We start from the raw sequence: 26,217 nt of genomic DNA, 5'->3' as shown, positions 1-26,217 counted from the left end.
CGAGAAGGGATAGGGGAGTTCCTTCATATTTCTCCGCATAAAATTGATCCAAATCCCGAGGGCCTGCCAGATCCGAAACGGTATCTTTTAAGGCTTGCTCGCTCGGCGCCGAGGGAGCTTCGAAATGATCTTCTACCGATTAAAGGTGCCGCTGCGTCGCAGGGATTTGGATACAACGCGCGGCTTTGCGAATTCGTCGAATCGGGCTGGTCTGCAGAGCGTGCGTCGAATCGCAGTCAGAGTCTCTGGAAGGCGAGCTGTAGGATTCGAGAATCTTTGAATGCTAAATTATAGAATGCACCGGCATTAGCCCTCCTGCGACCCGGCTACGCCGGGCCACCTTCTCCCGCGAGGGGAGAAGGGGCGCGCATTTCTCTTGCGACGGCGTTCGGCGCCAGCGCCCGCGTCGCCTCGTCGACGCTGCGAAACAAGCGGCCTTCGCCGAGCGTCTCCAGCACGCCGAAGCGGGTCAGCGCCTCATGCGCGCGCACGGATTCCAGCCGCGCTATGGCGAAATCCGCGCCCGCGGCGCGGCAATCCTCGATCGCCTGCCGCAATATGCGCGCCGCCGTATAATCGATCTCGACGATATTGCTCGCCTCCAGCACGACGAGCTTCGGCTTTTCCTCTATCGCCTCGCGCAAATCGCTTTGGAAACCATAGGCGTTGAGAAAAGACAGCGGCGCCTGAAAGGCCGTCACCAGCACGCCCTCGAGGCGCTCGCCATAAGGCTCGGCTCCGCTGGATGCGCAAGGCCACCACACCGAGCTTCCCGGCAGGCGCGCGAATGTGATGAGGCGCGAGCGCGTCGTCGTCCACACGCCATGCAGCAGCGACGCCAATATGGATAGCGATACGCCCGTCTGCACCGGCAGCGCGACGACGGCCGCCATGGTCAGCGCCACGAGCGCGAACTCGCCATGCGTCTTGGAATAAATGTCGCGCATCACATGCAGGCGGAAAATGCGCGCGGCGATGAACATCAGCACGCCGGCGAGCGCGGCGTTGGGCACTTGCTCGAGCAAGGAGGCGCCGAACAGCAGCAGCGCGGCGATGACCAGCGCCGCGACGATCGACGAGAGCTGCGAGCGCCCGCCGGTGGCGGAGACGATCGCCGTGCGCGGCGGCGAGGCGTCGACGGCGAAGGCGCCGACCAGCCCCGCCAGCAGACAGCCCGCGCCGACGCCGAGATAATCGCGATCGACATCCGGCGCGCGGCCTTCCTCATTGGGAAAGGAGCGCGAGGTCGCCGCCGTCTGTACCATGATGACGACCGAGATGATGATGGCGAGGCCGACGATATGGGGAAGATCGGCGGGCGCGATCTCGGGAAAGCGCGGGTGCGGAAATTCCGCCGAGACCCTGCCGAGCACGGCGACGCCGCTTTCCTCGAGATGGAAATAGCGCACCGCGAAAGCGGCGCCGGCGAGCGCGATGAGCGCGGCCGGCAGCTTGGGGCTGATCTTCTCGCCGATGATAATGGTCGTGAGCGCGCCGAGGCCGATGGCGATGGCTGCCGGATTGGCCTCGCGCCAATGCTTCGCCATTTCGGCGACGCGATAGAATTCGCTGCCTTCGACGCTCGGCAGGCCGATGAGCGCGGGCAGCTGCGAGATGAAGATGTGAATGGAGATGCCGGCGAGAAAACCGGTCGTCACCGGAACGGAGAGGAGATCTGCGACCCAGCCGGCGCGCAGCAGAAATCCGAGCGCGAGAATGCCGCCGACCAGCAGAGCGAGAAAGGAGGCGAGCGCCATGAATTGCGGCGAGCCGCGCGTCGCCAGCAGCGCGAGAGCGCCGGCGAAGATCGGCGCGATCGTCGAATCCGCGCCGGAGGAGAGAAAGCGGCTGGAGCCGAAAGCCGCGAAGGCCAGCGAGCCGGCCAGAAAGGCGAAGAAGCCGATCTGCGGCGGAAAGCCTGCGAGCCGCGCCGTCGCCATCTGCTCTGGTATGGCGATGGCCGCCAGCGTCAGCCCGGCCGCGAGGTCGTAGCGCAGCGCGGCCTGCGGCAGGGAGGGGAAGAACAGCCAAGCGCGTTTCGGCCGAGACGGGTTTTGCTGAGACATTGATGAAATCCGGGGCGAGCCTGCCCCGAATCTAGGGCGTGACGCTCGAACCGTGAGGCTGGACGCGGCGCGATTGTCGCGCTCATCGAGTTCCGGCGCAATTTTTTTAAAAAAACGCCGAGGGTGCGCAAAAAAATGCCTCGCCTCGCGAGAAGCACGAAGCCGCCGTCCGAGCCGGCCCGACGAAAGGTCGCTTTCGGTCGCCCCTCCGCTATCGATCGACTCGGCCGACGAGAATGGCGCAGCCGACCGAAATGGACGGTTCGGGTAGGTTCTCGCATCGCCTGAGAGGGTAGGCGTTGGGCAGGCGGTCGAGCCGCGCCCGGAAACGGCGCAGCGATCGCGCTCGCCGTCAGAGCGCGCATTTGGAATAACGGGCGCGAGACGGACGGAGCGGAGGCCGCGGCCTCTCGCCGCCCATGCGCAGGGGGCGGCCGGCGGCGCCATCGGCTATTTCGGGCGAGAGGCTCATGCGCGGCTCTGTCGAACGGCTTGCGCGGCTTTCGGCCGGCCTGCGCCGCGCGCGCCGGCCTCGCGACGCGGCGCTTCCTTCAATTCGGCCTCCGTCGCCCGAAGAATTGACGCGCCGCGTCAACGATGCGCGCGTCCGGCGCTTGACGAGCCGCGACTCAAAATGCTCAACGTGCGCGAGCGGCGTCCGCCGGCGCCAGCCCGACCAATCAGGAGAACGATATGACGACGGAGATCGTGATCGTTTCCGCGGCGCGCACAGCTGTGGGATCGTTCAACGGAGCTTTCGGTTCAACGCCCGCCCATGAATTGGGCGCGGTCGCTGTCAAGGCCGCTATCGAGCGCGCCAAATTGGAGGCCGCCGACGTCGACGAGGTCATCCTGGGCCAGGTGCTGGGCGCCGCGCAGGGACAGAACCCGGCGCGTCAGGCCGCCATCAAGGCGGGCGTGCCGCAGGACAAGACCGCTTTCGGCATTAATCAGGTGTGCGGCTCCGGCCTGCGCGCCGTGGCGCTCGCCGCTCAGCAGATTCGGTCGGGCGACGCGAGCATCATCGTCGCCGGCGGCCAGGAGTCCATGTCGTTGTCGCAGCACTCGGCTCACATGCGCGCCGGCACCAAGATGGGCGATGTGAAGTTCGTCGACACGATGATCGTCGACGGCCTCACCGACGCCTTCAACAATTACCACATGGGCATCACGGCCGAGAACGTCGCGGCCAAGTGGCAGATCAGCCGCGCCGAGCAGGACGCTTTCGCCGTCGCCTCGCAGAACAAGGCCGAGGCTGCGCAGAAGGCCGGCAAGTTCAAGGACGAGATCGTCCCCTTCACCGTCTCGACCCGCAAGGGCGACGTGATTGTCGATCAGGATGAATACATCAAGCATGGCGTGACGCTCGAGGGCGTCGCCAAGCTGAAGCCGGCCTTCACGAAGGACGGCACGGTGACGGCGGCCAACGCCTCTGGCCTCAATGACGGCGCGGCGGCGCTCGTCATCATGACGGCGGCGGAAGCGGCCAAGCGCGGCCTCACGCCGCTGGCCCGCATCGCCTCCTGGGCGACCGCTGGCGTCGATCCGTCGATCATGGGCTCCGGCCCGATCCCGGCCTCGCGCAAGGCGCTGGAGAAGGCCGGCTGGAAGATCTCCGACCTCGATCTCGTCGAGGCCAATGAGGCTTTCGCCGCGCAGGCTCTCGCCGTGAACAAGGATCTCGGCTGGGATCCGGCGATCGTCAACGTGAATGGCGGCGCCATCGCCATCGGCCATCCGATCGGCGCCTCGGGCGCGCGCATTCTGACGACGCTGCTCTATGAGCTCGGACGCCGCGGCGGCAAGCGCGGCCTCGCCACGCTCTGCATCGGCGGCGGCATGGGCGTCGCCCTGACGATCGAGCGCTAAATATAAAAATAGGACCGCGAGCCTGAAGGCTCGCGGTCCAGTTTTCCAAAAATTCGATGAAGGAGGACGAGGTGGGCAGAACAGCGGTTGTGACGGGCGGCACGCGCGGCATCGGCGAGGCGATTTCCAAGGCGTTGAAGGCGGCCGGCTATAATGTCGCCGCGACTTACGCCGGCAATGACGAGGCGGCGAACAAGTTCAAGGCGGACACCGGCATTCCGGTCTACAAGTTCGACGTGTCGGACTATGACGCCAGCGCCGCCGCCATCGCGCAGATCGAGAAGGATCTGGGCGCGGTCGATGTGCTCGTGAACAACGCCGGCATCACCAAGGACCGTCTGTTCCACAAGATGGAGCTGGCGCAGTGGCAGGCGGTGATCAACACCAACCTCAACTCGCTGTTCAACGTTACCCGCCCGGTCATCAACGGCATGCGTGACCGCGGCTTCGGCCGCATCATCGTCATCTCGTCGATCAATGGCCAGAAGGGCCAGGCCGGCCAGACCAATTATTCCGCCTCCAAGGCCGGCGACATCGGCTTCGTCAAGGCGCTGGCGCAGGAGAGCGCCTCCAAGGGCATCACCGTCAACGCCATCGCGCCCGGCTATATCGCCACGGAGATGGTGAAGGCCGTGCCGCAGGACGTGCTCGACAAGCACATCATTCCTTACATCGCCGTCGGCCGCCTCGGCGAGCCGGAGGAGATCGCCCGCGCCGTGGTGTTCCTCGCCTCGGACGACGCCGGCTTCATCACCGGCTCGACGCTGACCATCAATGGCGGCCAGTATCTGACCTGACCGGAGCGCTCCAGCTCGTCTTGCGAATCGCCTCGCGCCGTTTTCGTCTTCTTCCTTCTCCCCGCAGGCGGGGAGAAGGCGAGGATGGGGGGCTCGGGGCGTTTTCCGTCTGTGGTTCGATCACTCTTCGTCCGGCTCCTCCAGCCGATCGTCGGCCAGCGGCAGGGTGAAGCTCAGACGCGCGCCGCCGCCGGGGTTCTGCTCCGCCCACAGCTTCCCGTAATGCGCCTCCACGATCGCGCGCGAGACCGCGAGGCCGACGCCGAGACCATGCTTCTTCGTCGAGGTGAAGGGCTCGAACAGCTCATTCGCCATTTCATCGGCGAGGCCCGCGCCCGTGTCGACGATATCGGTGCGGATCATGCCGCTCTCGTCGAGCCGGGTCGAGATGACGAGCTCGCGCTTCTCGGCGCCCTGCATCGCCTCCAGCGCATTGCGCTTCAGATTGACCAGCACTTGCCGAATCTGCACGCGATCGACGATCACCGCGTCATCCGTCGCCGCGAGATCGAGCGTGGTGACGACTTTGACATGATTGCGCGCCATGTCGGTGAAGGCGCAGGCGTCGCGGATGATGTCGTGCAGCCGCTGCTGAGTCTTGTCCGGCTCGGCGCGCGTCACGAAGCCGCGCAAATGGCTGATGATCTGCGCCGCGCGCGTCACTTGCGCGACGGCGCTGTCGAGGATCGGCTCGAGATCGGCGCTCGCGGACTCGGCGCGTCTCAGCACGCGGCGCGCGGCGCTGAGATAGGTGGAGATCGCCGAGAGCGGCTGATTGATCTCATGGGCGACATTCGCCGCCATTTGCGCCATCAGATCGAGCCTGTCGGAGCGGAGCTTGCGCATCTGCGCCTCGGCCCGGCGGCGTTCGGTGAGATCGCGCAGGAACAGCACGAGCAGCCGTTCGCCGTCATGCCCCGCCTCGCTGACGGAGAGCTCCAGCGGAAACAGCGAGCCGTCCTTGTGGCGGCCGATCCGCTCGGGCTCCGCCGCCGCGGGCGCCGCCCCATCTGCGCCCAGCGTCGCGAAGCGAGGGTCGTGGAAGGGCTCGGGGAACAGAATATCGACCGGGTGCCCGATCGCTTCCGCCGCCTCATGGCCGAAGAGCCGCGTCGCCGCGGAATTGACGGCGTGAATGACGCCGTCGCCGTCGATGATGACGATCGCGTCGACTGCGCCTTCGACGATCGCGCGAAGGCGCGCCTCGCTCGCGCGGCGCTCCTGCTCGGCGCGCGAGCGCTCGCTGAGATCGCTGAGCATCACCGCATAGCCGTAGAGATTGTCGGAATCGTCGCGCAGCGGCGCGATCAGCTCCTCGGCGGGAAAGATCGAGCCGTCCCGGCGCCGACGCGGCTCATGGCGCTTGACGACGCCCTGCGCCACGAGAGCGCCGAGCTCCTCTTGCGATTCGGCCGAATGAAGGATTGAGAGACGCCGCCCGAGAATTTCGTCGCGGCTCCAGCCGGTGATGCGTTCCGCCGCCTCGCTCCAGGCGACGATGCGCTCCTGCCGGTCCAGCGAGAAGATCGCCGAGGACGGCGCGCCTTCGGCCAGCAGGCGAAAATGCTCCTCGCTCTGCCGCAGCGCCTTGCGCGCGCGCTCATAGTCGAGGCTCTTGATCGTCTCCCAGCGGCCGCCGCGGCGGATCAGCGCGAATTCATGTCGGGCGATCACCTCGACGATCTCCGGCGCGCCGATCAGATTCAGAGAATAGGAGCAGAGCGTCAGCATGCGCACCGAGCCGTGCATGGCGGCGAGCCCGGTCTCATAGGTCATGAAGATCGACCAGGCCGTGGCGTCCACCTCGAAGGCGTTGCCGCTGGCGCGCAATCCGTCGAAGCCCGCCCGCAGCGCCGCGTCATGGGCCGAGCGCCAATCGTCCAGCAGGCGGACGCCATCCAGCCGGTCATTGCGCAGATACCATTCCTCGGGCGGCAGAATGTCGATTCTGCCCGCCGCGAGATCGGCCTCGAGATCGGGAACGAGAGTCGCGAGGCGCGCCTTGGCGGCCGCAACGGTCAGCGGCGGCGAGGCGATCCATATGCAGCGCTCATTGGCGGCGAGGCCCGCCGCGAAATAGGGGGCGACGATGTCGAGCAGATCGTCGACATCATCGAAGAATTGGCAGAAATGCGTGCCCCAAGGCATTTCTCCGGCGCCCTCTATGCCAGAGGGGCGCGACAGCCGCTCGCTCCGCGACCGTAGAGTCACGAATTCCGTCGCGGTCTCAGCCTGCATCTATTCATTCCAGTATGTGCCGCCGCCATCTCCGGTTTGCAGGACGCGCCCGCTCGCCTTCGATCCGCCAATCGGATGGGACCAAATGCGAACATTGCCAAAATGGGACAATGTTTCGTCGTCACCTGTGCCGATCAAGAACCGCGCCACAGGCGACCGTCCCGAAACGAGCCGAAGCTTCGCCATTCTCAGTGGCTGCGCTCAGTGGCTGGCGGCGCTGCGCGCGGCGACGACCTCATGCGCCTGACGCCCGACCACCTCGGTCAGATGATCGAACGTGGCCTCGAAGAATCCGGCGCCCGATGTGGCGGAGCGCAGCTCGACGATGAGATCGCCAATCTCCGCCTCCGGGATGAGCGCGTCGAGCTCGTCCCAGCCTTCCCATCCCGGGCGCGGCCCGAATCCCAATATCTGCCCGCGCCGCGCCGAGACAATGCCCGTCGCGCGAGAGACCGCCTCGCTCGGCGCGAATATCGCCACGGAGAGCATGGGCTCGAGCAGAACCGGCTCCGCTCTGCCCAGCGCCTCGATCATGCCGATGCGCGCCGCCGTGCGGAAGGCCATGTCGGAGGAGTCGACGCTATGATAGGAGCCGTCGACCAGCACAGCCTCCACATCGACGACGGGAAAGCCGAGCGGTCCGCGCGCCAAAGCGTCCCGGCAGCCGGACTCGACCGAGGAGAAGTATTGTTTTGGCACAGTGCCGCCATGGACGCGCTCGGCGAAAGCGAAGCCTTCGCCGCGTCCGCGTGGCGCCACCTCGAGCACCACATCGCCGAATTGCCCATGGCCGCCGGACTGTTTCTTGTGGCGGCCGCGCACGTTCACCGCATGACGGATCGTCTCCTTATAGCCGATGGCGGGAGCGTGCGTGGAGACGGTCACGCCGTAGCGCGTGGCGAGGCGTTCCAAAGCGACACGAATATGCATCTCGCCCTGGCCGAGCAGCTTCATCTCGCCGAGCGCCTGATCATGCAGGAAGACGAGCGACGGATCCTCGTCGATGAGCTTGGCGAGCGCGGCGGCGAGGCGCATCTCGTCCTTGCGATCGCCGACCGACAGCGCCAGCGCATAGACGGGGCGCGGTGCGGCCAGCGGCGCCGGGGCGGGCGGCGCGCCGGCGCGGGCGTCCTGCAAAGCCTCGCCAGCGGCGATCCCGTCGAGCCGCCCAAAAGCCACGGTCTCGCCCGCTTCCGCTTTGGCCTGGCGCGTCGCCGTGGCGCCGAGCAGGGAGGAGACGCCGCTGATCTTCTCCTCCGCGCCGGACGAGCCGATCACCGTCTGACCGTCCGAGAAGGAGCCGCGCAGCACGCGCGCCAGCGACAGCTTGCCGCCATGCGGCGTATGGATGGAGCGGAACACATGGGCGAGGGCGGGGCCGGAATCGGCGACGCCGAGCCGCGCTCTGGTCGCGGCGACGCTCGGCGCCTCGTGGCGCAAGGCTTTCAGCAGCCGCGTCACGCCGGCGCCGCGCTCCGCCGAGCCGATGAACACGGGCGCGACATGGCCGAAGCGCAGCTCCTTGGCGAGATCGTCGAAAATCTGGTCGCGCGGCGGCTCAATGTCGCTGAGCAATTCTTCCATCAGCGCGTCGTCGTAATCGGCGAGCCGCTCCAGCATGGAATAGCGCGCCTCCTTCTCCAGCACGGCGTCGCCATCTTGCATTGCGACGACCTCGGAGGGGGCGTGCTCGCGATAGACATAGGCGCGCTCCAGCGCGAGATCGATGAAGCCGACGGCGATGCCATTGTTCCAGAGCGGGATTTGCCGCAGCAGCAGCGGCGTGCGCGAGGCCGATTGCAGCAGTGCGAGCGAGTCGCGCAGATTGCCCGTTGCGGAGTCGATCTTGTTGAGGAACAGAAAATGCGGAACGCGCGCCTCTTCCACCGCGCGCAGCGCGAGCTGCAAGGCGGGCAGCTTGCGCGGATCGGATTCGGCGACGACGATGGCGGCGTCGGCGACGGCGAGGACGCGGCGCTGCTCATGCGCGAATTCGACCGAGCCGGGACAATCGACCAAAGTGTAGCGATCGCCGAGATAATCGGCGCGGCCGATGTTGCATTCGACGCTCATCGCATGGGCGCGCGCTTCCGGCGAGGCGTCGCCGATGGTGGAGCCGTCGCGCACCAGCCCTTGCCGCTGCACGGCGCCGCAGCGCGCGAGCAGGCATTCGAAGAGGCTGGTCTTGCCGCTTTGAAAAGGGCCGACAAGCGCGATCAGTCGCGCGCCTTCGGCTCGCGCCGCGCCGGACGTTCTCGTTTCACTCATGTCCCGCTCCCGTTCCCGGCGCCGGCGAGTGGAAACCTTGTCGGCTCCGTCGAGGTTGATGCTCCCACCACATGGGTCGTCGCGCAAGCGCTGAAAAGCTTTGCGGCGCCGCATAGATGCGCGGGAGCCGAGAGCTAGGCGAGACGAGGCGAAACGGCGCCGCTCCACTCGATCCAGCGACCGTGAAAATCGGCGCGGCCGAGCGCAAAGCTCTCGCCGCCTGGCCAGAGCGTCAGCGTGAGAGCGGCGGAGCGCGTATCGCCGTCGGCTTCCATTTGCAGCCGCGCCAGCGGCGCCGCGCGGCTCGCTGCGGCGCCCGCCGCCTCGAGAGCGGCAGTGGCGCGGCGCTTGGTCTCGAGCGGCAAATATTGCCAGACGACCGTGTGATAGACGAAGCGCGTGACATTGGGGGGAGGCGGAGCGGCGAGTCGCGCGGCGAGCCAATCGCCGGCGTCGGCGCGCTCGACGCGCTCGCGATGCAGAGCGGCGAGGGCGAGCGCTGTCTCCATGCGCGCGAGACGTGCGTCCTGATCCGGCCAGACATAGGCGAGCAGCCGCGCGCGATGCTCGGCGTCGCCGGGATCGAGCGGATCGACATCGCAACCGGCGCGGCCGACAATCTGCAACGGCGCATCGAGCGAAGGCGCCGCGCCGCGCCAATCGCAGGAGAGGCGAAGAGGCGCGGCAGGATCGCCGAAAGCGCCGACGCCAAGATCATATCCATAGCGATCGAAATGCAGATTGAGGCCGGCGCTGGCGCCGATCTCGAACGTCTCCAGCGGCAGGCCCGTCGCCGCGGCGACGATCAGCGCGCCGCCGAGAATGACGCTGGAGCGCCCTGTTTCATTGGTCTGCGGCGGGCGATCGAGAAAGCCCGCGAGAAATTCGTCATGCTCCTCTATCGCGCGGGCGATCTCGCGCGCGAGTCGCGCTTCGTCGAGCGCATGGGGCGGATAGGCGGCGGCGAGCCCCGGCGCCTTTCCCGATCGCGCCAGAAAATGCAGCGCGCCGCAAGCGCGTAGCGCCAGCGCATCGGCCTTGGCGCGCGGACCCCAGGCGGAAATCCTGCGGCCGAAGGCGCTGCTCTCGTCGAGCCCGGCGGCGAGCGTCTCGCAGAGCGCGGCGGTGAAGGGCGAGGCGAGATCGCGGCACGCCTTCGCTTGAAAATCAAAGGCGCTCGCGATCTCGTCGGGCAGGCGTTTCGTCATTTCTCCGAGGCCTCCATAGGCGATTTTCGTAATCCGGCGCAGCGGCGAGAAATCGGTCGTTCCTGCGCTCAATTATGCGATAATTCACTTTGAGACGATCTCACCCTCCGTTCGCGAAGCGGCCGAATGTCATTCGGAGCAAATTCGCTCCGGCGCGCGGAGAATGTAAGATCGTCGGTTCGAGGAGGCAGAGCATGACGCGGGATTTTCATCGCAGACAATTTCTGCGCGCAGCGGCGACGACCGGCGTCGCATTGGCCGCCGCCGGCGCGGCGCGCGCCGAGGAGAAAGCCGCCGCCGTGAAGCGCGCCGCCGTCGTCCATCAGCCGAAGCCGATGGCCTTCGATCCTCAGCGCGTCGAAGGAATGTCGGAGAAGATTCTCGTCTCGCATTACGAAAATAATTACATCGGCGCGGTGAAGCGGTTGAACGCGATCCTCGATCAGCTCTCTGGCCTCGATTTCGACAAAGCCCCTGGATTTCAGATCAACGGGCTGAAGCGCGAAGAGCTGATCGCCGCCAACTCGATGATCCTGCACGAGGTCTATTTCGCCGGGCTCGGCGCTTCGGGCAAGCCGGGGGCGGCGCTCGCCGCGGCGCTCGACCGTGATTTCGGCTCCTTCGATCGCTGGCGCGCCGAATTCGTCGCCATGGGAAAGGCGCTCGGCGGCGGCTCCGGCTGGGTGGTTCTGTCCTATGACAAGCATGGCGGGCGGCTGGTCAACAGCTGGGCGAACGATCATACGCAATGTCTGGCGGGCGGCGATCCGATCTTCGTGCTCGACATGTTCGAGCACGCCTATCAGATGGATTTCGGGGCGAAAGCGGCCGATTACGTCAAGATTGTCATGGCGGCGGCCGGCTGGTCCAACGCCGATCGTCTCTTCGAGAAATACAGCAGAGCCTGACTGCCTGCCGCCGTGGGCGGGCGGTCCGTCGGCTATCCGTCCGCCCGGCTTCCACTGGCGGCCGAACCGCGTTACTAAGGCCGCTTCTCTAGCAAGGAGCCTTCATGCGGCCGAGCAAACGCGCGCCAGACGAAATGCGTCCCGTCAGTTTCGAACGGGGCGTCGCCCGCTACGCCGAGGGCTCGTGCCTCGTCAAATTCGGCAACACGCATGTCCTATGCGCCGCGACGCTCGAGGACAAGCCGCCGCCGTGGCTGCGCGGGCAGGGGCGCGGCTGGGTGACGGCGGAATACGCCATGCTGCCGCGCGCCACGCATACGCGCACGCGCCGCGAGTCGAGCTCCGGCAAGCCGTCCGGCCGCACGCAGGAGATTCAGCGCCTCATCGGCCGCTCGCTGCGCGCCGTCACCAATCTGCCGGCGCTCGGCGAGCGTCAAATCGTCGTCGATTGCGACGTCATCCAGGCCGACGGCGGCACGCGCACGGCCTCCATCACCGGCGCCTGGCTGGCGCTGCATGATTGCTTCCAATGGATGCGCTCGCGCTCCATCATCAAGGACAATCCGCTGCGCGATCATGTCGCCGCCGTCTCCTGCGGCGTCTGCAATGGCGCTCCGGTGATCGATCTCGATTACACGGAGGACTCGACCGCCGAGACCGACGCCAATTTCGTCATCACCGGCTCGGGCGGGCTCGTCGAGGTGCAGGCGACGGCGGAAGTCGCCGTTTTCTCCGAGGACAATCTCGGCTCCATGCTGACGCTGGCGCGCGGCGGCATCGAGAAGCTCGTGCAATTGCAGAAGGCGGCGCTGGCGTGACGCGCAGAATCGAAGGTCGTCTCGTCATCGCGACGCATAATCCCGGCAAGCTCTGGGAGCTGCGTCAGCTGCTCGAGCCGCATGGCGTCGATGCCGTCTCCGCCGGCGAGCTCGGCGTCGCCGAGCCGGAGGAGACGGAGACGACCTTCTCCGGCAATGCGCTTTTGAAAGCGCGCGCTTCCTGCGCGGCGACCGGCCTGCCGGCCTTCGCCGACGACTCCGGTCTCTGCGTCGATGCGCTGGATGGCGCGCCGGGCGTCTATTCGGCGCGCTGGGGCGGCGATAATCGCGATTTCGCCGCCGCCATCCGCCGCGTCGAGCGCGAGCTGAATGAGCGCGGCGCGACGGCGCCTTTCGCCGCGCATTTCATCTGCGCGCTCGCCATCGTCTGGCCGGACGGCCATACGGAAGAGTTCGAGGGTCGCGTCGATGGCGTGCTGGTGTTTCCGCCGCGCGGCGAGAAGGGTTTCGGCTATGATCCGATCTTTCTGCCGGACGGATTGGATCGCACCTTCGGCGAGATGATGTCGGCCGAAAAGCACGCGCTGCCGGGCGACGGCTCGCGCGCGCTGTCGCATCGCGCGCGCGCCTTTCAGGCGCTGGCGCGCGCCTGCCTCGCCTGACACGGAAAGCCCCTGCGCGCTGCGGCGGGCAGGGGCTTCGTGAAGGACGCGCGCTTCAGCGCAATAAAATCTCCACCCGCCGATTCTCCGCGCGGCTCGCCGGATCGTCGCCCGCGATGACGGGCTGCTCGTCGCCGACGCCGGCGCTGGTCAGCCGCTCGCGGGAGACGCCGATGCGGCGCAGATAGTCGAAGACCGCGCGAGCGCGGCGCTGCGACAAATCGCGCTTGTCCTCGGGCGAGCCGACAGAGTCCGAATGGCCGCGCAGCTCGAGCGCCGCATCCGGGCATTGCTTCAGCGCGCCGGCGAGACGCGCGAGGAATTTCTCCGCTCCGGCGCCGAGCGCGACGCTCTTGGCCGAGAAGCGGATTTTCTCCGAGGCGGCGAGCGCCGCCAGCGCCGCGCGGCAGGGCGAGCTTTCCTCGGCGGTCGCCGGCGGCGGCAGGCTCGGCCCTTCCGGCGCCGGCAGCGTCGGGTCATTAGGGCTGTTCCAAACCAGCGCGGCAGGCGGCGGAGGCGGCTCGGCGGGGGCCGCGGAGCGCTCGGCCGTACGGCCTTCGGCAAGTCTGTCCTTGCGGCCTTTTTTGGGGAGAGTCGGCGCCGCGACCGTCGCGGGCCGCGCGGCCGAGGCGGCGGCGACGCGCTCCTGCTCGCGCTCGGCCCAGGCGGCCGCGGCGGCGCGATGGGCGTCCTGCTCGGCGGCGACGGCGGCGAGCGCCTCCTCGCGCTGGGAGGCGGCCTCCGGCGAGAGGGAGTCGACGCGCCAGACCGTCCGCACGCCTGCGGCGCTCGCCAGCCGCTCCGCCAGAGCCCGATGGCCGGAAGCGTCGGCGGGCAAGAAGACGTCGCGGCCGCTGACCTCGAAATTCAGAGGATCGCCGCCCTCCCGCTGCACCAGCGAGCCGAGGCGATGCCCGAGCGCCTCCTCGAGGCTCACGGCCGCCTCGCTATTGGCGAGAATGGCGATGACGGCGACCACGCCGGCGCCGATGCGCCAGCCGATATGATCGCGCGCGATCGGCCCCGACCACAGCGCCACAGCGCCGATCCCGGCCAGAAAGGCGATGTAGAGCGCGAATGCGCCCTCGAGATAGAGCGCGACGCGGCCGAGCGCGGCCTTGGCGAGAATGGCGCCGAGGCACAGCGTCAACGCGAGCAGAAAGTCTCCCTCTCGCAGCAGAGAGGGGTCGTCGCCCGCACGGCGCAGGCTGGCGAGGCCGGAGAGGGCGCCGACGAGAAAGGCGCTGACGAGCCAAATTCCATAAAAGCTGAGGAAATAGGTCATGTGGGGCGCGGCATCTCGAGCGGGACCTCCCGCGAAGCGGCAATTAACGCCGCTTTCGCGCCTTTCAATGCGGCAATGCGAAACCATTCGTTCCGGCAAAGCCTCCGGCCGCGTTTCAGCAGCGTGACCTTCTCGGCCTGGCGTGGCATAAAGCCCCCATGGCTGCGACGATTCGAAACGCGTTCGACCCGGGCTTCGGCGTCTATGTGCACTGGCCGTTCTGCCTGTCGAAGTGCCCCTATTGCGACTTCAACAGCCACGTCCGCAAGGGCGAGGTCGATGAAGATCGCTTTGTGGACGCTTTCCGCACGGAGATCGCCCATCGCGCCGCTCTGGCGCCGGGACGCGAGGTGCGCTCGGTGTTCTTCGGCGGCGGCACGCCCTCGCTCATGCTCCCATCCACGCTGGAGGCGATCCTCCGGGCGATCGCCGATCATTGGCCGATGGCCGCCGATTGCGAGGTCACGCTCGAGGCCAACCCCACCAGCGTCGAGGCCTCGCGCTTCCGCAGCTTCAAGGCGGCCGGCGTCAATCGCGCTTCGCTCGGCGTGCAGGCGCTCAACGACATAGAATTGCGGGCGCTCGGCCGTCAGCATTCGGTGGCGGAGGCGCTCGCCGCGCTCGATGTCGCCAATAAGATTTTCGAGCGCACCTCCTTCGATCTCATCTACGCCCGTCCGCAGCAGACGCCGGCGGCCTGGCGCAAGGAACTCGAGCTCGCTCTGGCGCGCGTGACGGAGCATGTCTCGCTCTATCAGCTGACCATAGAGCCGGAGACGATGTTCGAGCGCATGGCGGACGCCGGCAAGCTCGATCTGCCGGACGTCGACACGCAGCGCGCGCTATGGGACGTCACGCAGGAAGTGACCGCCCGCGCCGGCCTGCCGGCGTACGAGGTCTCCAACCACGCGCGGCCCGGCTCGGAATGCCGGCACAATCTCGTCTATTGGCGCTATGGCGAATATGCCGGCGTCGGCCCCGGCGCGCATGGGCGGCTCATCACGCCGCGCGGCCGCCGCGCCCAGGCGACCGAGAAGCACCCGGAAATGTGGCTCACCTGCGTCGAGACGGAGGGCCATGGCCTCGTCGAGGACGATCTGCTCTCCGCGGAGCAGGAGGGCGACGAGTTTCTGCTGATGGGCCTGCGCCTGCGCGAGGGCATAGATCCGGCGCGCTTCTTCGCGCTCACCGGCAAGAAGCTGTCGCAATCGCGCGTCGCCGAGCTGATCGGCGACGGGCTCGTGGAGCTGACCCGCGACGATCGTATCCGCGTGAGCTCGGAGGGGTTCCCCGTGCTCGACGCCGTGGTGGCCGATCTCGCGGCGTGACGCCGCGCCGCTTCAATAGAGCTTCACCAGCAGGCTGCCGCCGAAGCTGCGCGGCTGATTGGTGAAGGCCATCGTCGCCGGCGTCGTCGCGGAGCCGGGCGACCAGCCGTTATTATTATTGGCGGCGCTGGTGTTGGTGGAGGTCGTCGTATTGGTCACCTCGCGGCGATCCAGCAGATTCTTCACCCAGAATGAAATGCTCCAATGCTCGTCGTCGCTGCGCAATCCGAAGCCGGCGTTGAGAATGGTGAAGGGCGCCTGCCAATAAGTATTGGTCGCGACCGGGCTGGTGAAGAGAATCTTGTCCGTCCAGCTCGCATTGACATAGCCGAACAGAGTGACCGGCTGCTTGGCCCATTCGCCCCATTCGGCAAAGGCGGCGCCGAGCGGATGCTCGTAATTCGCGCCGATGTTGAAGGCCCATATCGGCAAATTCTCCCAACGCGTGTTCGAGCGCGAGATGGTGAGCGGCGGCTTCACCCCGTTGATATTGGTCGTCCAAATCCAGTCCGCCGGCGGCGCCGCGTCGGGATAGCTCACATAGCGCGCCTCGGTGAAGGCGCCGGAGGCGTTGATCCACAAGCGCTCGATCGGATTCCAGCGCCCGGTGAATTCGACGCCCTTCAGCCGCACATGCGGGACCGAGCCGAGATAGGTCGAGCGGATGGGCGAGCCGGTCGAGTCGACATAGCTCGTGTCCGTCTGATTGGCCTGGAAATTATAGAGATCGTTCCAGTAGAAGTTCACATTGGCGATCAGCTTGCCGTCGAGCCAATTGGTCTTGGCGCCGAGCTCATAGTCCCAGGAGACCTCGCGCTTGGTGAGGATCGGCTGAAATCCCTTGAAGGCGTTGGTCGAGTCGTAGATCGGAACGGCGAAATTGACGGCCGCCGCCTTCTCGCCGCGTCCGACGAGGCCGTAGACCAATATATTATCGTTGTAGCGATAGGACGGATTGAAGATTCCGGTCAGCAGATTGGCGCCCTTCGACGTTCCGCCAGTGTCGAAGAATTGCTGTGTCGAGCTCGCCCCGCGCACGGCGTTGGCCAATTGCTGCAAGGTGAAATTGCCACTGAGATAGCCGGGCTGTATCCAGCCGAAATCCGAACCTTCCTTCACCTCATAGCCGTTGCGCAGACCGAAGGTGAGCGCGAGCTGCTCATCGACGTGATAGGTGGCCTGTCCATAGGCGGCGCCGTTGATCGTCAGCGCCTTGCCGTCCGTGTGGTAATCGACGCCCCAGAGCAGGCCCTTGTTCGTCGTCCGCGACCCGAACCATTGTGCGGCGTCCGAGCCATATTCCGTCTCGCTGTAATTGAAGACCTTCTCATAGAGGCCGAAGAGGCCGACCGTCCATTCGAGCGGCTGATCCTTGGGCGAGGAGAGGCGAAACTCCTGCAGATATTGATCGGTCCACTGATTGGTGTGGCTGTCGCTGATGTCGATCAGCTGATTGCCGGTGTTGTTGTACGGCAGCAGGCGGAACTCGCCCCAGGCGGAGATCGATGTGAATGTGTTTTCGCCGAGCTGCCAGTTCAATTCATTCGAGACGGTGATGGTGCGCGAGTCCAGCGTGCCGAGATGCGTGTAATAGGGCTTATAGGGGTCGAAGGTCAGTATCTGCTTGCCGAGCCGCCGGAACACGGTCGTCGCATAATCGGTCGCGATCGTGCCATTGGCGAATATCTGCAGCGAATTGGAGAAGGGGCCGTTGTTGTTGTTGTTGTATTCCGCCGAGCGCGCATAGCTGAAGATGAGCCGGTCCGTCACCTCGTCGCCGACGTAATATAATTGCCCGCGCGCGCCCCACCGATTGGAGTCGGAAATGCCGGCGCCCGTCACCTGGTCTTTCAGGAAGCCCCGATCCTTGTCGTAGAAGAAGGTGACGCGATAGGCGAGCTTCTCGTCGATGATCGGCCCGGTCACATTCAGCTTCTCGATGAGATGCGTGTGATTGCCGAAGGAGGTCTCGAACGTCGCCTTGCGCTCGAAGGATGGCAGCTGCGTGCGCACGATGATGTTGCCGACCGTGGTGTTCTTGCCGCCCGCGGTTCCCTGCGGTCCGAGGCCGAGCTCGAAATTCTCGATCTCGACGAAATCCGCCCATTGGAAGCCGACCGCCTTCCAGAACACATTGTCGATGATGAATCCGGTGTCGTTCTCCGAGCCATTGCCCGTGCCCGCGCCCTGGCCGACGCCGCGAATGGCGGGGCGGGACGTTTGCGGATTGGAGATGTTCGGACGGTAATTGGGAACGAGCTGGGAAAAGTCCGAGAGCCGCTCCAAATGCTCGGTCTGCGCCTTCTGCCCGCCGACGAAATCGCCCGAGCGCGGCGTCTTGACGAGGACCTTCTCCTCCTGTCGTGTCAGCCCCGCGTCATTGACCGCGGCGCCGACCCGCACGTCCTCGATTTGCGCATTTTCGGGCGCCGCTTGGGCGAGCGCGGCGTCGCGCGAGGCGGAAGCCGCGAGAATGAGAGTGAGAACGAGCTTGGAAGCCTCCAGCGAGGGGCTGCGTCCGACGAGCCGCTTTTGCTGCATTTTCGCCTCTAACATACTAGGATATAGTGATTTTAGCGCCTGCCGAGCAGCGCGTATGCGTAGTTCTACGTAGAATATAGCCACAGTCTCAGCTATGCCGCAACAATTAGTCTATCTGTGGGATATACTTAGTGATTGCCCGGGGCTGGCCAGGGCAGCGCGCCGTCGCCGCGATGGAGCGCGTCGGCGTCGCGCGTGAAGCCGCCGTCGGCGCCATGGAGAACCAGCGGCGGGTAGAGGGCCAGCGGCGCCTTCGAGCCTTTGACGCCGCGCAGCAGAATGCGCGTCGCCGCCTGGCCCGCGCGCGGCGCGATCGGCAAAATCGCGAGGCCGCCGAGCCGCGCGCCGATGCTGGCGAGGCAATCGGGCAGAGCGTCGGCGCGATGGATCATCACCAGCGCGCCGCCGGGGCGCAGCAGCGCGACGCAAGCGCGCAGCCAGGGCTCCAGCCCGCCCGCGCTCACATGGGCGAGCGCGCGTCGCGGATCGGGCGAGACGCGCGCGCGGCCGGGCGTGAGATAGGGCGGATTGGTGAGGATCAGATCGGCGTTCGCGCCCTCGAGCCCGGCGGCGCGGCGCGCGGCGGCGGCGAGGATGTCGCATTCGAAAACGCGCGCGCGCTCTGCGAGGCCATTGGCCGCGATATTCTCGCGCGCGAGCGAAGCGGACAAAGCGTCGATCTCGACGAGGCCGATCGTCGCCCGCGGCGCCCGCAGCGCGGCGATGAGGCCGACGGCGCCGACGCCGGCGCCTATGTCGAGCAAAAGGCCGCCGAGCTCGCGCGGCGCAGCGGCGGCGAGCAGAATGGCGTCCGTTCCTACCCTATGGCCGCGCGAGGGTTGCAGCAGCCGCAATTTGCCGCCGAGAAAGGCGTCGGCGCGCGGCGCGGCGGGCGCGCTCATGCAGGCCGGCGCGCGGAGGCGAAGCCGCCTGCGCCGTGGCAAGCCGCGGGGCGGACGAGGCTTTTGGCGCGGGAGGCGCCTGCGCGCATCCCGGCTTGCCGCGAGAGCTGCAAAGCCTTAAGTTCCCTTCACATTCGACAGAGTCAAGCCAAAGGGGTCTACGTGGGCATCGTCATACCGCTGGAGGAAAAGGAAAAGAAGTCCGCCGGCCTCGATAATCTCCTTTCGCTGATCGGCCCCGACCTGCAGCGCGTCAATCAGCTGATTCTGCAGCGCACCGGCTCCGACGTGACGACCATCCCCGAGGTCGCCAATCATCTCATCTCTGCGGGCGGCAAGCGCCTGCGGCCGATGCTCGTGCTCGCCACCGCCGGAATGTGCGGCTATGAGGGCGACGGCCATATCAAATTCGCCGCCGGCATCGAATTCATGCACACCGCCACTCTGCTGCACGACGATGTGGTGGACGAGAGCGACATGCGCCGCGGCAAGATCGCCGCGCGAATGCTGTGGGGCAATGAGACCTGCGTTCTGGTCGGCGATTTTCTGCTCGGCCACGCCTTCAAGATGATGGTGGAGCCCGGCGTGCTCTCCTGCCTCTCTGTCGTTTCGCAGGCCGCCGCCGTCATCGCCGAGGGCGAGATTCTGCAGCTCAACGCCGCCAAGGACACGCAGACGACGGAAGACGCCTATATGGCAGTCATCCGCTCCAAGACGGCGGAACTGTTCGCCGCCGCGGCCGAGGTCGGCCCCATGCTCACCGGCCGCTCCAAGGCGGACGAGGCCGCTTGCCGCAGCTATGGCATGAATCTCGGAATCGCCTTCCAGCTCATCGACGACGCGCTGGATTACGGCGGACAATCCTCCAAGCTCGGCAAGAATGTCGGCGATGATTTCCGCGAGGGCAAGATCACGCTTCCCGTCGTGCTGGCCTTCCGTCGCGGCTCGGAGACCGAGCGCGAATTCTGGCGCCGCACGCTGGAGAAGGGCGAGATCAACGACGGCGATGTCGAGGCCGCCTGCGCGCTGATGAAAAAGCACGACGCCATCAAGGACACGGTCGATCGCGCGAGCCATTACGGCACCATGGCGCGCGACGCGCTGGAGATTTTCCCGGCCTCGCCGTGGAAGTCGGCGCTGCTCGAGGTCGTCGATTTCTGCGTCGAGCGCGCCTATTGACGTGAAAACGCCCCGCAGGCGAATTGCCATGCGGGGCGTCGAGGAGGCTTTTAGAGCGTTCCGTTCGATCGGAAAGCGCTCTGAGAGGTTTGGACGCGGGAAGCGTCAGTCGTGCTCGGGACCTTCGTGCGGACCGCCCCACTCATGGCCGTGATGCGGGCCCTTGGCGATCGTATGCAGCAGAATGGCGAAGCGGCGCTTCTGGGCGTCGTCCAGGCTGTCGAAGAGCGGCTTGGCCGCCTCGGCGAGCTTCTCCGTCTCGGCGGCTTTCGCCGCGAGCGCCTTGGAGCGCCACTGCAGGCCTTCGATCACGCTGCGATGCTCGTGGATTTCCTTCATCTTGTCCTTGGCCTCGGCGAAGCGGGCGGCGCGCGCCTTGGCGATGTCGCGCAGCGCGGTCTCCACCGCCGGCCAGCTCTTCTCCTGGGCCGGAGTGAGCTTCAATCCGGCCTTCAGAGCGGCGACCTTGGCGTCGGTGAAGGCGGCGTGATCCTCCGCCGAGAATTGTTGATGATGATGCTCGCCGGGAGCCGGCTCTGCAAAGACTCCAGCCGAGAGCGGGAGGGTGAGAGCGACCGCGGCGACGGCGGCGAGGAGATGTTTCTTCATGAGCGTTCACCTGGGGGGAATGGGTGGACTTGACACTCATACAATTCGTTCTCGACCGCCGAAAAGCAACTTAATGTTTGGTAATGTCCTGCTTCAGAAATCTTTCGTTTACATAGAGTTTTACGTATAGCCACGGATGGCGGCGCGCATGTCGCGTCCCGGCGAGAGAGGGGGGATACAGTGAGCGCATTCACCGCCATACGCATCGACAAGGACGAGGCCGGCTATCGCGCCGATTATGCGCAGCTCGCCGACGGCGATCTGATGGAGGGCGACGTCGACGTCGCGGTCACGCATAGCACGGTCAATTACAAGGACGGCCTCGCCGTCACCGGCAAGGCGCCTGTGGTGCGGCGCTTTCCGATGATTCCGGGCGTCGATTTCGCGGGCGTCGTCACGCGCTCGAGCCACCCCGATTTCCACCCAGGCGAGCAGGTGATCGCCGGCGGCTGCGGGCTCGGCGAGCAGCATTACGGCGGCTTCTCGCAGCGTGCGCGGGTCAGCGGCGAATGGCTGGTGCATTTGCCGCAAGGGCTGACGCCGGACCAGGCGATGGCGATCGGCAGCGCCGGCTACACCGCCATGCTCTGCGTGATGGCCCTGGAGCGACAGGGGCTCGAGCCCTCGCGCGGGCCGGTGGTGGTGACGGGCGCGGCCGGCGGCGTCGGCTCCGTGGCGGTGGCGCTGCTGGCGGCGCTGGGATGGCGGGTCGTCGCATCCACTGGACGTCCCGAGGAAGAAGCCTATCTGAAAGACCTGGGCGCGTCGGAGATCGTCGATCGCGCCGAGCTCTCCACCCCCGGCAAGCCGTTGCAGAAGCAGCGTTTCGCCGGCGGCGTCGATACGGTGGGCTCGGTTACGCTCGCCAATGTTCTGGCGCAGACCTCGATCGATGGCGTCGTCGCGGCCTGCGGCAATGCGCAGGGAATGGAGCTGCCGACGACCGTCGCGCCGTTCATCCTGCGCGGCATTTCGCTCATCGGCGTCGAGAGCGTTCGGCCCAGCCTGCCCTTGCGGAGCATGGGCTGGGAGCGTCTGGCGCGCGATCTCGACAAAGGATTGCTCGCCAGAATGACGGAGACGGCGCCTTTCGCGCAGGCGCTCGAGCGCGCGCGATCGATCGTCGCCGGCAAGATCAGAGGCCGGCTGGTGATCGAGATCGGTTGACGCGCAGCGGCGTCGAACAGGACGTGATGATATGAGCAGCGCTTTCACCAAAGAGCAGGACGACGACGAGCTCCGCCAGGAGCTGCCCGATCGTCCCATCAGCCCGCATCGCAATCTCGTGACGCCGGAAGGCCTCGCGATGATCGAGGCGGAGCTGGCGCGGCTGCACGACGAGCTGGAGGCGGCGCAGGCGCGGGACGACAAGGGCGCCGTTGCGCTGGCGGCGCGCGATCTGCGCTATTGGTCGGCGCGGCGGGCCACGGCGGAGGTCGTGCGGCCGATCGCCGATCACGAGCAGGCGCGCTTCGGCCATCGCATCGTCATAGAGGACGAGACCGGCAAGCGTCAGAGCTTTCGTCTGGTGGGCGAGGACGAGGCCGATCCCGCCAAAGGGCTCATTCCCTATGTCGCGCCGCTCGCCAAGGCGCTGCTCGGCAAGAGCGTCGGCGATGGCGTCGAGGTGATCCACCACAGCGCCAAAATCATCGAGATCGGCTGACTCTCCGGCGAGGAACCGCGCGGCGGCCGCGCGGTTCGTTTTTGCGTCAGGCCGCTTTCCTGACCGCGGGCTTGGCCTGCGGCTTGGCTTTCTCGGCGGCGGCGGGCTCGGCCGCCTGCTTGCGCGCCGCGGGCTGCTCCTGCTTGGCCACGACCTTCTCCGCCTTGGCGGCGGGCGCGACCTTCTCGGGCGCTTTGGCGGCGACCTTGGCCGCGGGCTTCGCCTCCGCCTTGGCCTCGACCTTGGCTTCCGCCTTCGCCGGCTTCGCCTCGACCTTGGCGGGAGCTTCCGCCTTCGGCTCCGGCTTGGCGACCGCCGCGGGCGTGAAGCCCTTCTTGAGGCGGCGCTTCACCGACTGCCACAATTCACGCATCTCCTGGGCGGCGACGCCCTCGGGATTGAGCTCGCAGACGCCGAGGCCGAGGCGAGCCGCCTCCTGATAATCGACGCGCGCCGAGACCATGGGGGAGAGCAGCGCGCCGATCGACTGCAGCGCTTGCGCGCCCTGGTCGACGCGGGCGTTCTGCTGCGCGGGCGGGCATTGGTTGAGAAGAAAGGCGTAATCCTTCTTCTTGTCCTTGATGCTGGCGCGGGTCAGCTCGCAGGCCCAGAGGTCGAAGACATTGGGACGCGCGGGGATGATGCAGAGATCGGCGACGCGAATAGCGGCGTCCGAATATTCGCTGTCGGCGCCGGGCGCGTCGATGACGACGAGGGTCACGCCCTTTTTCTCGAGCGCGGCCAGCGCCTTGCCGAGCTTGGCCGGCGGCACATGCTCGACCGGAACGTCGGTCGCCTCACGCGCCCTCGACCATTTGACCAATGATTGAAGCGGATCCAAATCGATAATGAAAACGCGCTCGCCTGCGCTACTGGCGGCGACGGCGATGCTGCTGGCGAGCGTGCTCTTTCCGGCGCCGCCCTTCTGCGTGACGAATGCGATAGTGCGCATGCTGATCGACCTGTGTTTGAAAGTTGGGCTCCTACGCCGCCAGGACGCCACGATAGAACAGGGGGGTCGGTAGAATTTTACAGAATCGTAATAGCCTGGGAATGGTTAACCGCTGGTTAAACGAGCCCCGGCAAAGGTAAAGGTTCGGAAACTACGAACAACGGACGGGGTCGGGCGCGCTCGCCGGCGATCCGCTATAAAGGCGTCCCATGAGTGATTTGTTCGCCGCCGCCGGGCTCGATCGCAATGCGCCGCATCCGCTGGCCGACCGCCTGCGTCCGCAGCGGCTGGAGGAGGTCGCCGGCCAGGACCATCTCGTCGGCCCGGACGGGGCGCTGACGCGCGCGATCCGCTCCGGCTCGATCGGCTCGCTGATCTTCTGGGGGCCGCCCGGCACCGGCAAGACGACGGTGGCGCGCCTTCTCGCCCATGAGACCGATCTCGCCTTCGTGCAAATATCGGCGATCTTCACCGGCGTCGCCGATTTGAAGAAGACCTTCGAGGCGGCGCGCGCCCGCCGCGCCATGGGGCAGGGCACGCTGCTCTTCGTCGACGAGATTCACCGATTCAACCGCGGCCAGCAGGATTCCTTCCTGCCGGTGATGGAGGACGGCTCGGTCACGCTGATCGGCGCGACGACGGAAAACCCGTCTTTCGAGCTCAACGCCGCGCTCTTGTCGCGCGCCCGCGTCCTGACCTTCAAATCGCTGGGCGCCGAGGCGATCGAGAAGCTGCTGCAGCGCGCCGAGCAGGCCGAGGGCAAGCCCCTGCCGCTGGACGCGGATGCGCGCGCCGCTCTCGTGGCGATGGCCGATGGCGATGGCCGCGCCTCTCTGACCCTCGCCGAGGATGTCTGGCGCGCGGCGGGGGAGGGCGAGGTCTTCGATCGCGCCCGGCTCGCCGAGATCGTGCAGCGGCGCGCGCCCATATACGACAAGGCGCAGGAGGGCCATTACAATCTCATCAGCGCGCTGCACAAATGCGTGCGCGGCTCCGACCCGGACGCCGCCCTCTATTATTTCGCGCGAATGCTGGTGGCGGGCGAGGACCCGCTGTTCCTGGCGAGGCGAATCGTCCGCATGGCGGTGGAGGATATCGGCCTCGCCGATCCACAGGCGCTGGTCGTCGCCAACGCCGCCAAGGACGCCTATGATTTTCTCGGCAGCCCGGAGGGCGAGCTGGCCCTCGCGCAGGCCGTTCTCTATGTGGCCAGCGCGCCCAAATCCAACGCGGGATACGTCGCCTATAAGGCCGCCCGCCGCCTCGCCGAGGAGAGCGGCTCGCCCATGCCGCCCAAGACCATCCTCAACGCGCCGACCAAGCTGATGAAGAGCGAAGGCTATGGCGAGGGCTATCGCTACGATCACGACGAGCCGGACGCCTTCTCCGGCCAGGATTATTGGCCGGAGGCGCTCGGCCGACAGAGCTTCTACCGGCCCGTGGAGCGCGGTTTCGAGCGTGAGATCGCCAAGCGCCTCGACTATTGGGAGCGGCTGCGGCGCGAGCGGCGCGGCGGCTGACGGCGCGCAAATCATTGAAAGAAGAGTCGTTCTCGGATGGCGAAACGCGCTGCTCCGTCTGCGGATATTCATCTTCAATGCTTACATCGCGTTCCGACTTATCTTCAAATGCTTGTTCACATTCGGCATTCGAGCCTGGGCGGCGCTCATCGTCCTTGTGGTCGCCCCGGCCTCCGCGGGTCGATGCGGCTTCTGCGCTAATGTATTGACATTATTCTATATTGCAGATTTTTTCGTGATTCGAGCGGGCGGGATTACGCGCATCCGAATATGTCAAGCATAGATTTTGTCACAGCGTATTCAATGTGACGTAATTGTCACAATCATAATGAAATCGAACCAGCGACGAAGCAAATCGGCGCCGACAGCGTTGACGCGGCTTTGGGTCGGGGCATAGATCATGGTCGATCGGCAACACCGAGCGGTCGTTCGGTTCCGGCGTCGGGGGGCGCGCGGGACGGTCACGACGGCCGCACTGATCAGTGAGGGAAACATGAAGACGATTTCCACCGTCGGCGCGATCGCGCTGGCCATCGCCGCCGCTCCGGCTTTCGCGGCCGACCTTCCGTCGCAGAAGGGCGCGCCCGCCTTCGTCGCTCCGGCTGCTCCGGCCTTCAGCTGGACCGGCCTCTACGCCGGCGTGAACATCGGCTATGGCTGGACCGACAATAACAATGTCAGCGGCCTGTCGTCCTTCGGCCTGCTGCCGGTTTCGGCCTGGTCCTATGGCGCCTCCAACGCCGATGGCGTGCTCGGCGGCGTCCAGCTCGGCTATAATTATCAGTTCGCCGGCACGGGCTTCGTGGTCGGCCTCGAGGCCGATTTCCAGGGCGCCGATCTGAAGGGCTCCACCGGCGGCTTCGGCTTCGGCCTGCTGCCGTCCGGCGTGACCGCGAATCAGCGTCTCGACTGGTTCGGCACGGTGCGCGGCCGCCTCGGCTACGCCGTTCTGCCGACCCTGCTGGTCTATGGCACGGGCGGCTTCGCCTATGGCCAGGGCTCGACGACCTTCTCCTATGCGGATGGCGCCGGCTTCACCGCCTTCGGCTCCGAGTCCGGCACGCGCACCGGCTGGACCGCCGGCGGCGGCGTGGAATGGGCTTTCCTGCCGAACTGGTCAGCCAAGGTCGAGTATCTCTACACGGAGCTCGAGCGCGGCAATGCAATCGGAACCCCGAGCTTCCCGCCGGTGCTGCTCGTCAACCAGCGCGGCGTGGAGAACCACTTCCACTCCGTCCGCGTCGGCCTGAACTATCACTTCAATCTGTTCGGCGCGCCGGGTCCGGTGATCGCGAAATACTGATCTCTTCCGAGATCGGGGGAGAAGAGCCCGGCGCTTTGCGTCGGGCTTTTTTCATCGGCTGTTCGAGAAGCAGGCGAGGCGCCCGTTTTTCCGGCGCTGCGGCGTGGACGCGGCCGGCCGTACGGGTTAAAGAAGTC

20 protein-coding genes are annotated in these 26,217 nt (G+C 66.4%); 11 read left to right on the top strand and 9 right to left on the bottom strand.

Going from position 1 to position 26,217, the window contains the following annotated elements; translation table 11 throughout:
• Positions 1-326: 326 nt before the first annotated feature.
• Positions 327-2,066 (bottom strand): SulP family inorganic anion transporter, encoded by a 1,740-nt coding sequence (locus ACT53T_RS05555; RefSeq protein ID WP_476160457.1) that lies wholly within the window; start codon positions 2,064-2,066, stop codon positions 327-329.
• A gap of 693 nt (positions 2,067-2,759) precedes the next feature.
• On the opposite strand from ACT53T_RS05555, the gene ACT53T_RS05550 reads away from it, so the two are divergent.
• Positions 2,760-3,935, top strand: a complete 1,176-nt coding sequence (locus ACT53T_RS05550; protein WP_476160456.1) for an acetyl-CoA C-acetyltransferase — start codon at positions 2,760-2,762, stop codon at positions 3,933-3,935.
• 71 nt (positions 3,936-4,006) lie between these two features.
• Positions 4,007-4,732, top strand: a complete 726-nt coding sequence (gene phbB / locus ACT53T_RS05545) for an acetoacetyl-CoA reductase (protein WP_400769140.1) — start codon at positions 4,007-4,009, stop codon at positions 4,730-4,732.
• Between the two features lie 120 nt (positions 4,733-4,852).
• On the opposite strand, the gene ACT53T_RS05540 is transcribed toward phbB, so the two are convergent.
• The 3 genes from ACT53T_RS05540 to ACT53T_RS05530 form a co-directional block, all read right to left on the bottom strand.
• A complete protein-coding gene (locus ACT53T_RS05540) occupies positions 4,853-6,970 on the bottom strand; it encodes a PAS domain S-box protein (RefSeq protein WP_476160455.1) in 2,118 nt (705 codons plus the stop codon).
• A 201-nt stretch (positions 6,971-7,171) separates the two neighbouring features.
• Complete coding sequence (locus ACT53T_RS05535) at positions 7,172-9,238, bottom strand: elongation factor G (protein ID WP_476160454.1); 2,067 nt, start codon at positions 9,236-9,238, stop codon at positions 7,172-7,174.
• A gap of 134 nt (positions 9,239-9,372) precedes the next feature.
• On the bottom strand, positions 9,373-10,446 hold the full coding sequence (locus ACT53T_RS05530; protein ID WP_476160453.1) for a DUF2332 domain-containing protein: 1,074 nt from the start codon (positions 10,444-10,446) through the stop codon (positions 9,373-9,375).
• Between the two features lie 194 nt (positions 10,447-10,640).
• Between ACT53T_RS05530 and ACT53T_RS05525 the strand changes: the two genes are divergently transcribed.
• The 3 genes from ACT53T_RS05525 (at position 10,641) to rdgB (ending at position 12,795) form a co-directional block, all read left to right on the top strand.
• The gene (locus ACT53T_RS05525) at positions 10,641-11,354 is read left to right on the top strand and encodes a superoxide dismutase (protein ID WP_476160452.1); all 714 of its coding nucleotides are present in this window, start codon (positions 10,641-10,643) and stop codon (positions 11,352-11,354) included.
• 104 nt (positions 11,355-11,458) lie between these two features.
• Complete coding sequence (gene rph / locus ACT53T_RS05520; RefSeq protein WP_400769128.1) at positions 11,459-12,172, top strand: ribonuclease PH; 714 nt, start codon at positions 11,459-11,461, stop codon at positions 12,170-12,172.
• Positions 12,169-12,795 (top strand): RdgB/HAM1 family non-canonical purine NTP pyrophosphatase, encoded by a 627-nt coding sequence (gene rdgB, locus ACT53T_RS05515; RefSeq protein WP_476160451.1) that lies wholly within the window; start codon positions 12,169-12,171, stop codon positions 12,793-12,795. The genes rph and rdgB overlap by 4 nt, the downstream gene beginning before the upstream one ends.
• 55 nt (positions 12,796-12,850) lie before the next feature.
• On the opposite strand, the gene ACT53T_RS05510 is transcribed toward rdgB, so the two are convergent.
• Complete coding sequence (locus ACT53T_RS05510; protein ID WP_476160450.1) at positions 12,851-14,080, bottom strand: OmpA family protein; 1,230 nt, start codon at positions 14,078-14,080, stop codon at positions 12,851-12,853.
• A 158-nt stretch (positions 14,081-14,238) separates the two neighbouring features.
• Here ACT53T_RS05510 and hemW point away from each other — a divergent pair, with 158 nt between their 5' ends.
• Positions 14,239-15,408: a radical SAM family heme chaperone HemW gene (gene hemW / locus ACT53T_RS05505; RefSeq protein WP_400769120.1), complete on the top strand. Its 1,170-nt coding sequence runs from the start codon at positions 14,239-14,241 to the stop codon at positions 15,406-15,408.
• Between the two features lie 12 nt (positions 15,409-15,420).
• On the opposite strand, the gene ACT53T_RS05500 is transcribed toward hemW, so the two are convergent.
• Entirely contained in the window at positions 15,421-17,949 is a 2,529-nt protein-coding gene (locus tag ACT53T_RS05500) for a TonB-dependent receptor (RefSeq protein WP_476160449.1), read from the bottom strand.
• 128 nt (positions 17,950-18,077) lie between these two features.
• Positions 18,078-18,851 carry a tRNA1(Val) (adenine(37)-N6)-methyltransferase gene (locus tag ACT53T_RS05495; protein ID WP_476160448.1) on the bottom strand — a complete coding sequence of 258 codons (774 nt, stop codon included), beginning with the start codon at positions 18,849-18,851 and terminating at the stop codon, positions 18,078-18,080.
• A gap of 168 nt (positions 18,852-19,019) precedes the next feature.
• Between ACT53T_RS05495 and ACT53T_RS05490 the strand changes: the two genes are divergently transcribed.
• A complete protein-coding gene (locus ACT53T_RS05490) occupies positions 19,020-20,030 on the top strand; it encodes a polyprenyl synthetase family protein (protein ID WP_476160535.1) in 1,011 nt (336 codons plus the stop codon).
• Positions 20,031-20,135: 105 nt separating this feature from the next.
• On the opposite strand, the gene ACT53T_RS05485 is transcribed toward ACT53T_RS05490, so the two are convergent.
• Positions 20,136-20,639, bottom strand: coding sequence for a Spy/CpxP family protein refolding chaperone (locus tag ACT53T_RS05485; protein ID WP_400769115.1), 504 nt, complete (start codon positions 20,637-20,639; stop codon positions 20,136-20,138).
• 180 nt (positions 20,640-20,819) lie between these two features.
• On the opposite strand from ACT53T_RS05485, the gene acuI reads away from it, so the two are divergent.
• Positions 20,820-21,806 (top strand): acrylyl-CoA reductase (NADPH), encoded by a 987-nt coding sequence (gene acuI, locus ACT53T_RS05480; RefSeq protein ID WP_476160447.1) that lies wholly within the window; start codon positions 20,820-20,822, stop codon positions 21,804-21,806.
• Between the two features lie 31 nt (positions 21,807-21,837).
• On the top strand, positions 21,838-22,305 hold the full coding sequence (gene greA / locus ACT53T_RS05475; RefSeq protein WP_476160446.1) for a transcription elongation factor GreA: 468 nt from the start codon (positions 21,838-21,840) through the stop codon (positions 22,303-22,305).
• A gap of 46 nt (positions 22,306-22,351) precedes the next feature.
• Here greA and ACT53T_RS05470 read toward each other — a convergent pair whose 3' ends face one another.
• Complete coding sequence (locus tag ACT53T_RS05470; protein WP_400769111.1) at positions 22,352-23,257, bottom strand: division plane positioning ATPase MipZ; 906 nt, start codon at positions 23,255-23,257, stop codon at positions 22,352-22,354.
• Between the two features lie 209 nt (positions 23,258-23,466).
• Between ACT53T_RS05470 and ACT53T_RS05465 the strand changes: the two genes are divergently transcribed.
• Both ACT53T_RS05465 and ACT53T_RS05460 read left to right on the top strand, forming a co-directional pair.
• Positions 23,467-24,777, top strand: a complete 1,311-nt coding sequence (locus tag ACT53T_RS05465; RefSeq protein ID WP_026191426.1) for a replication-associated recombination protein A — start codon at positions 23,467-23,469, stop codon at positions 24,775-24,777.
• 493 nt (positions 24,778-25,270) lie between these two features.
• Complete coding sequence (locus ACT53T_RS05460; protein WP_476160445.1) at positions 25,271-26,080, top strand: outer membrane protein; 810 nt, start codon at positions 25,271-25,273, stop codon at positions 26,078-26,080.
• Positions 26,081-26,217 lie beyond the last annotated feature (137 nt).

The sequence above is a fragment of the Methylosinus sp. DMC45 genome (assembly GCF_056313885.1).
This window is presented reverse-complemented; position numbering and strand designations above follow the sequence as displayed.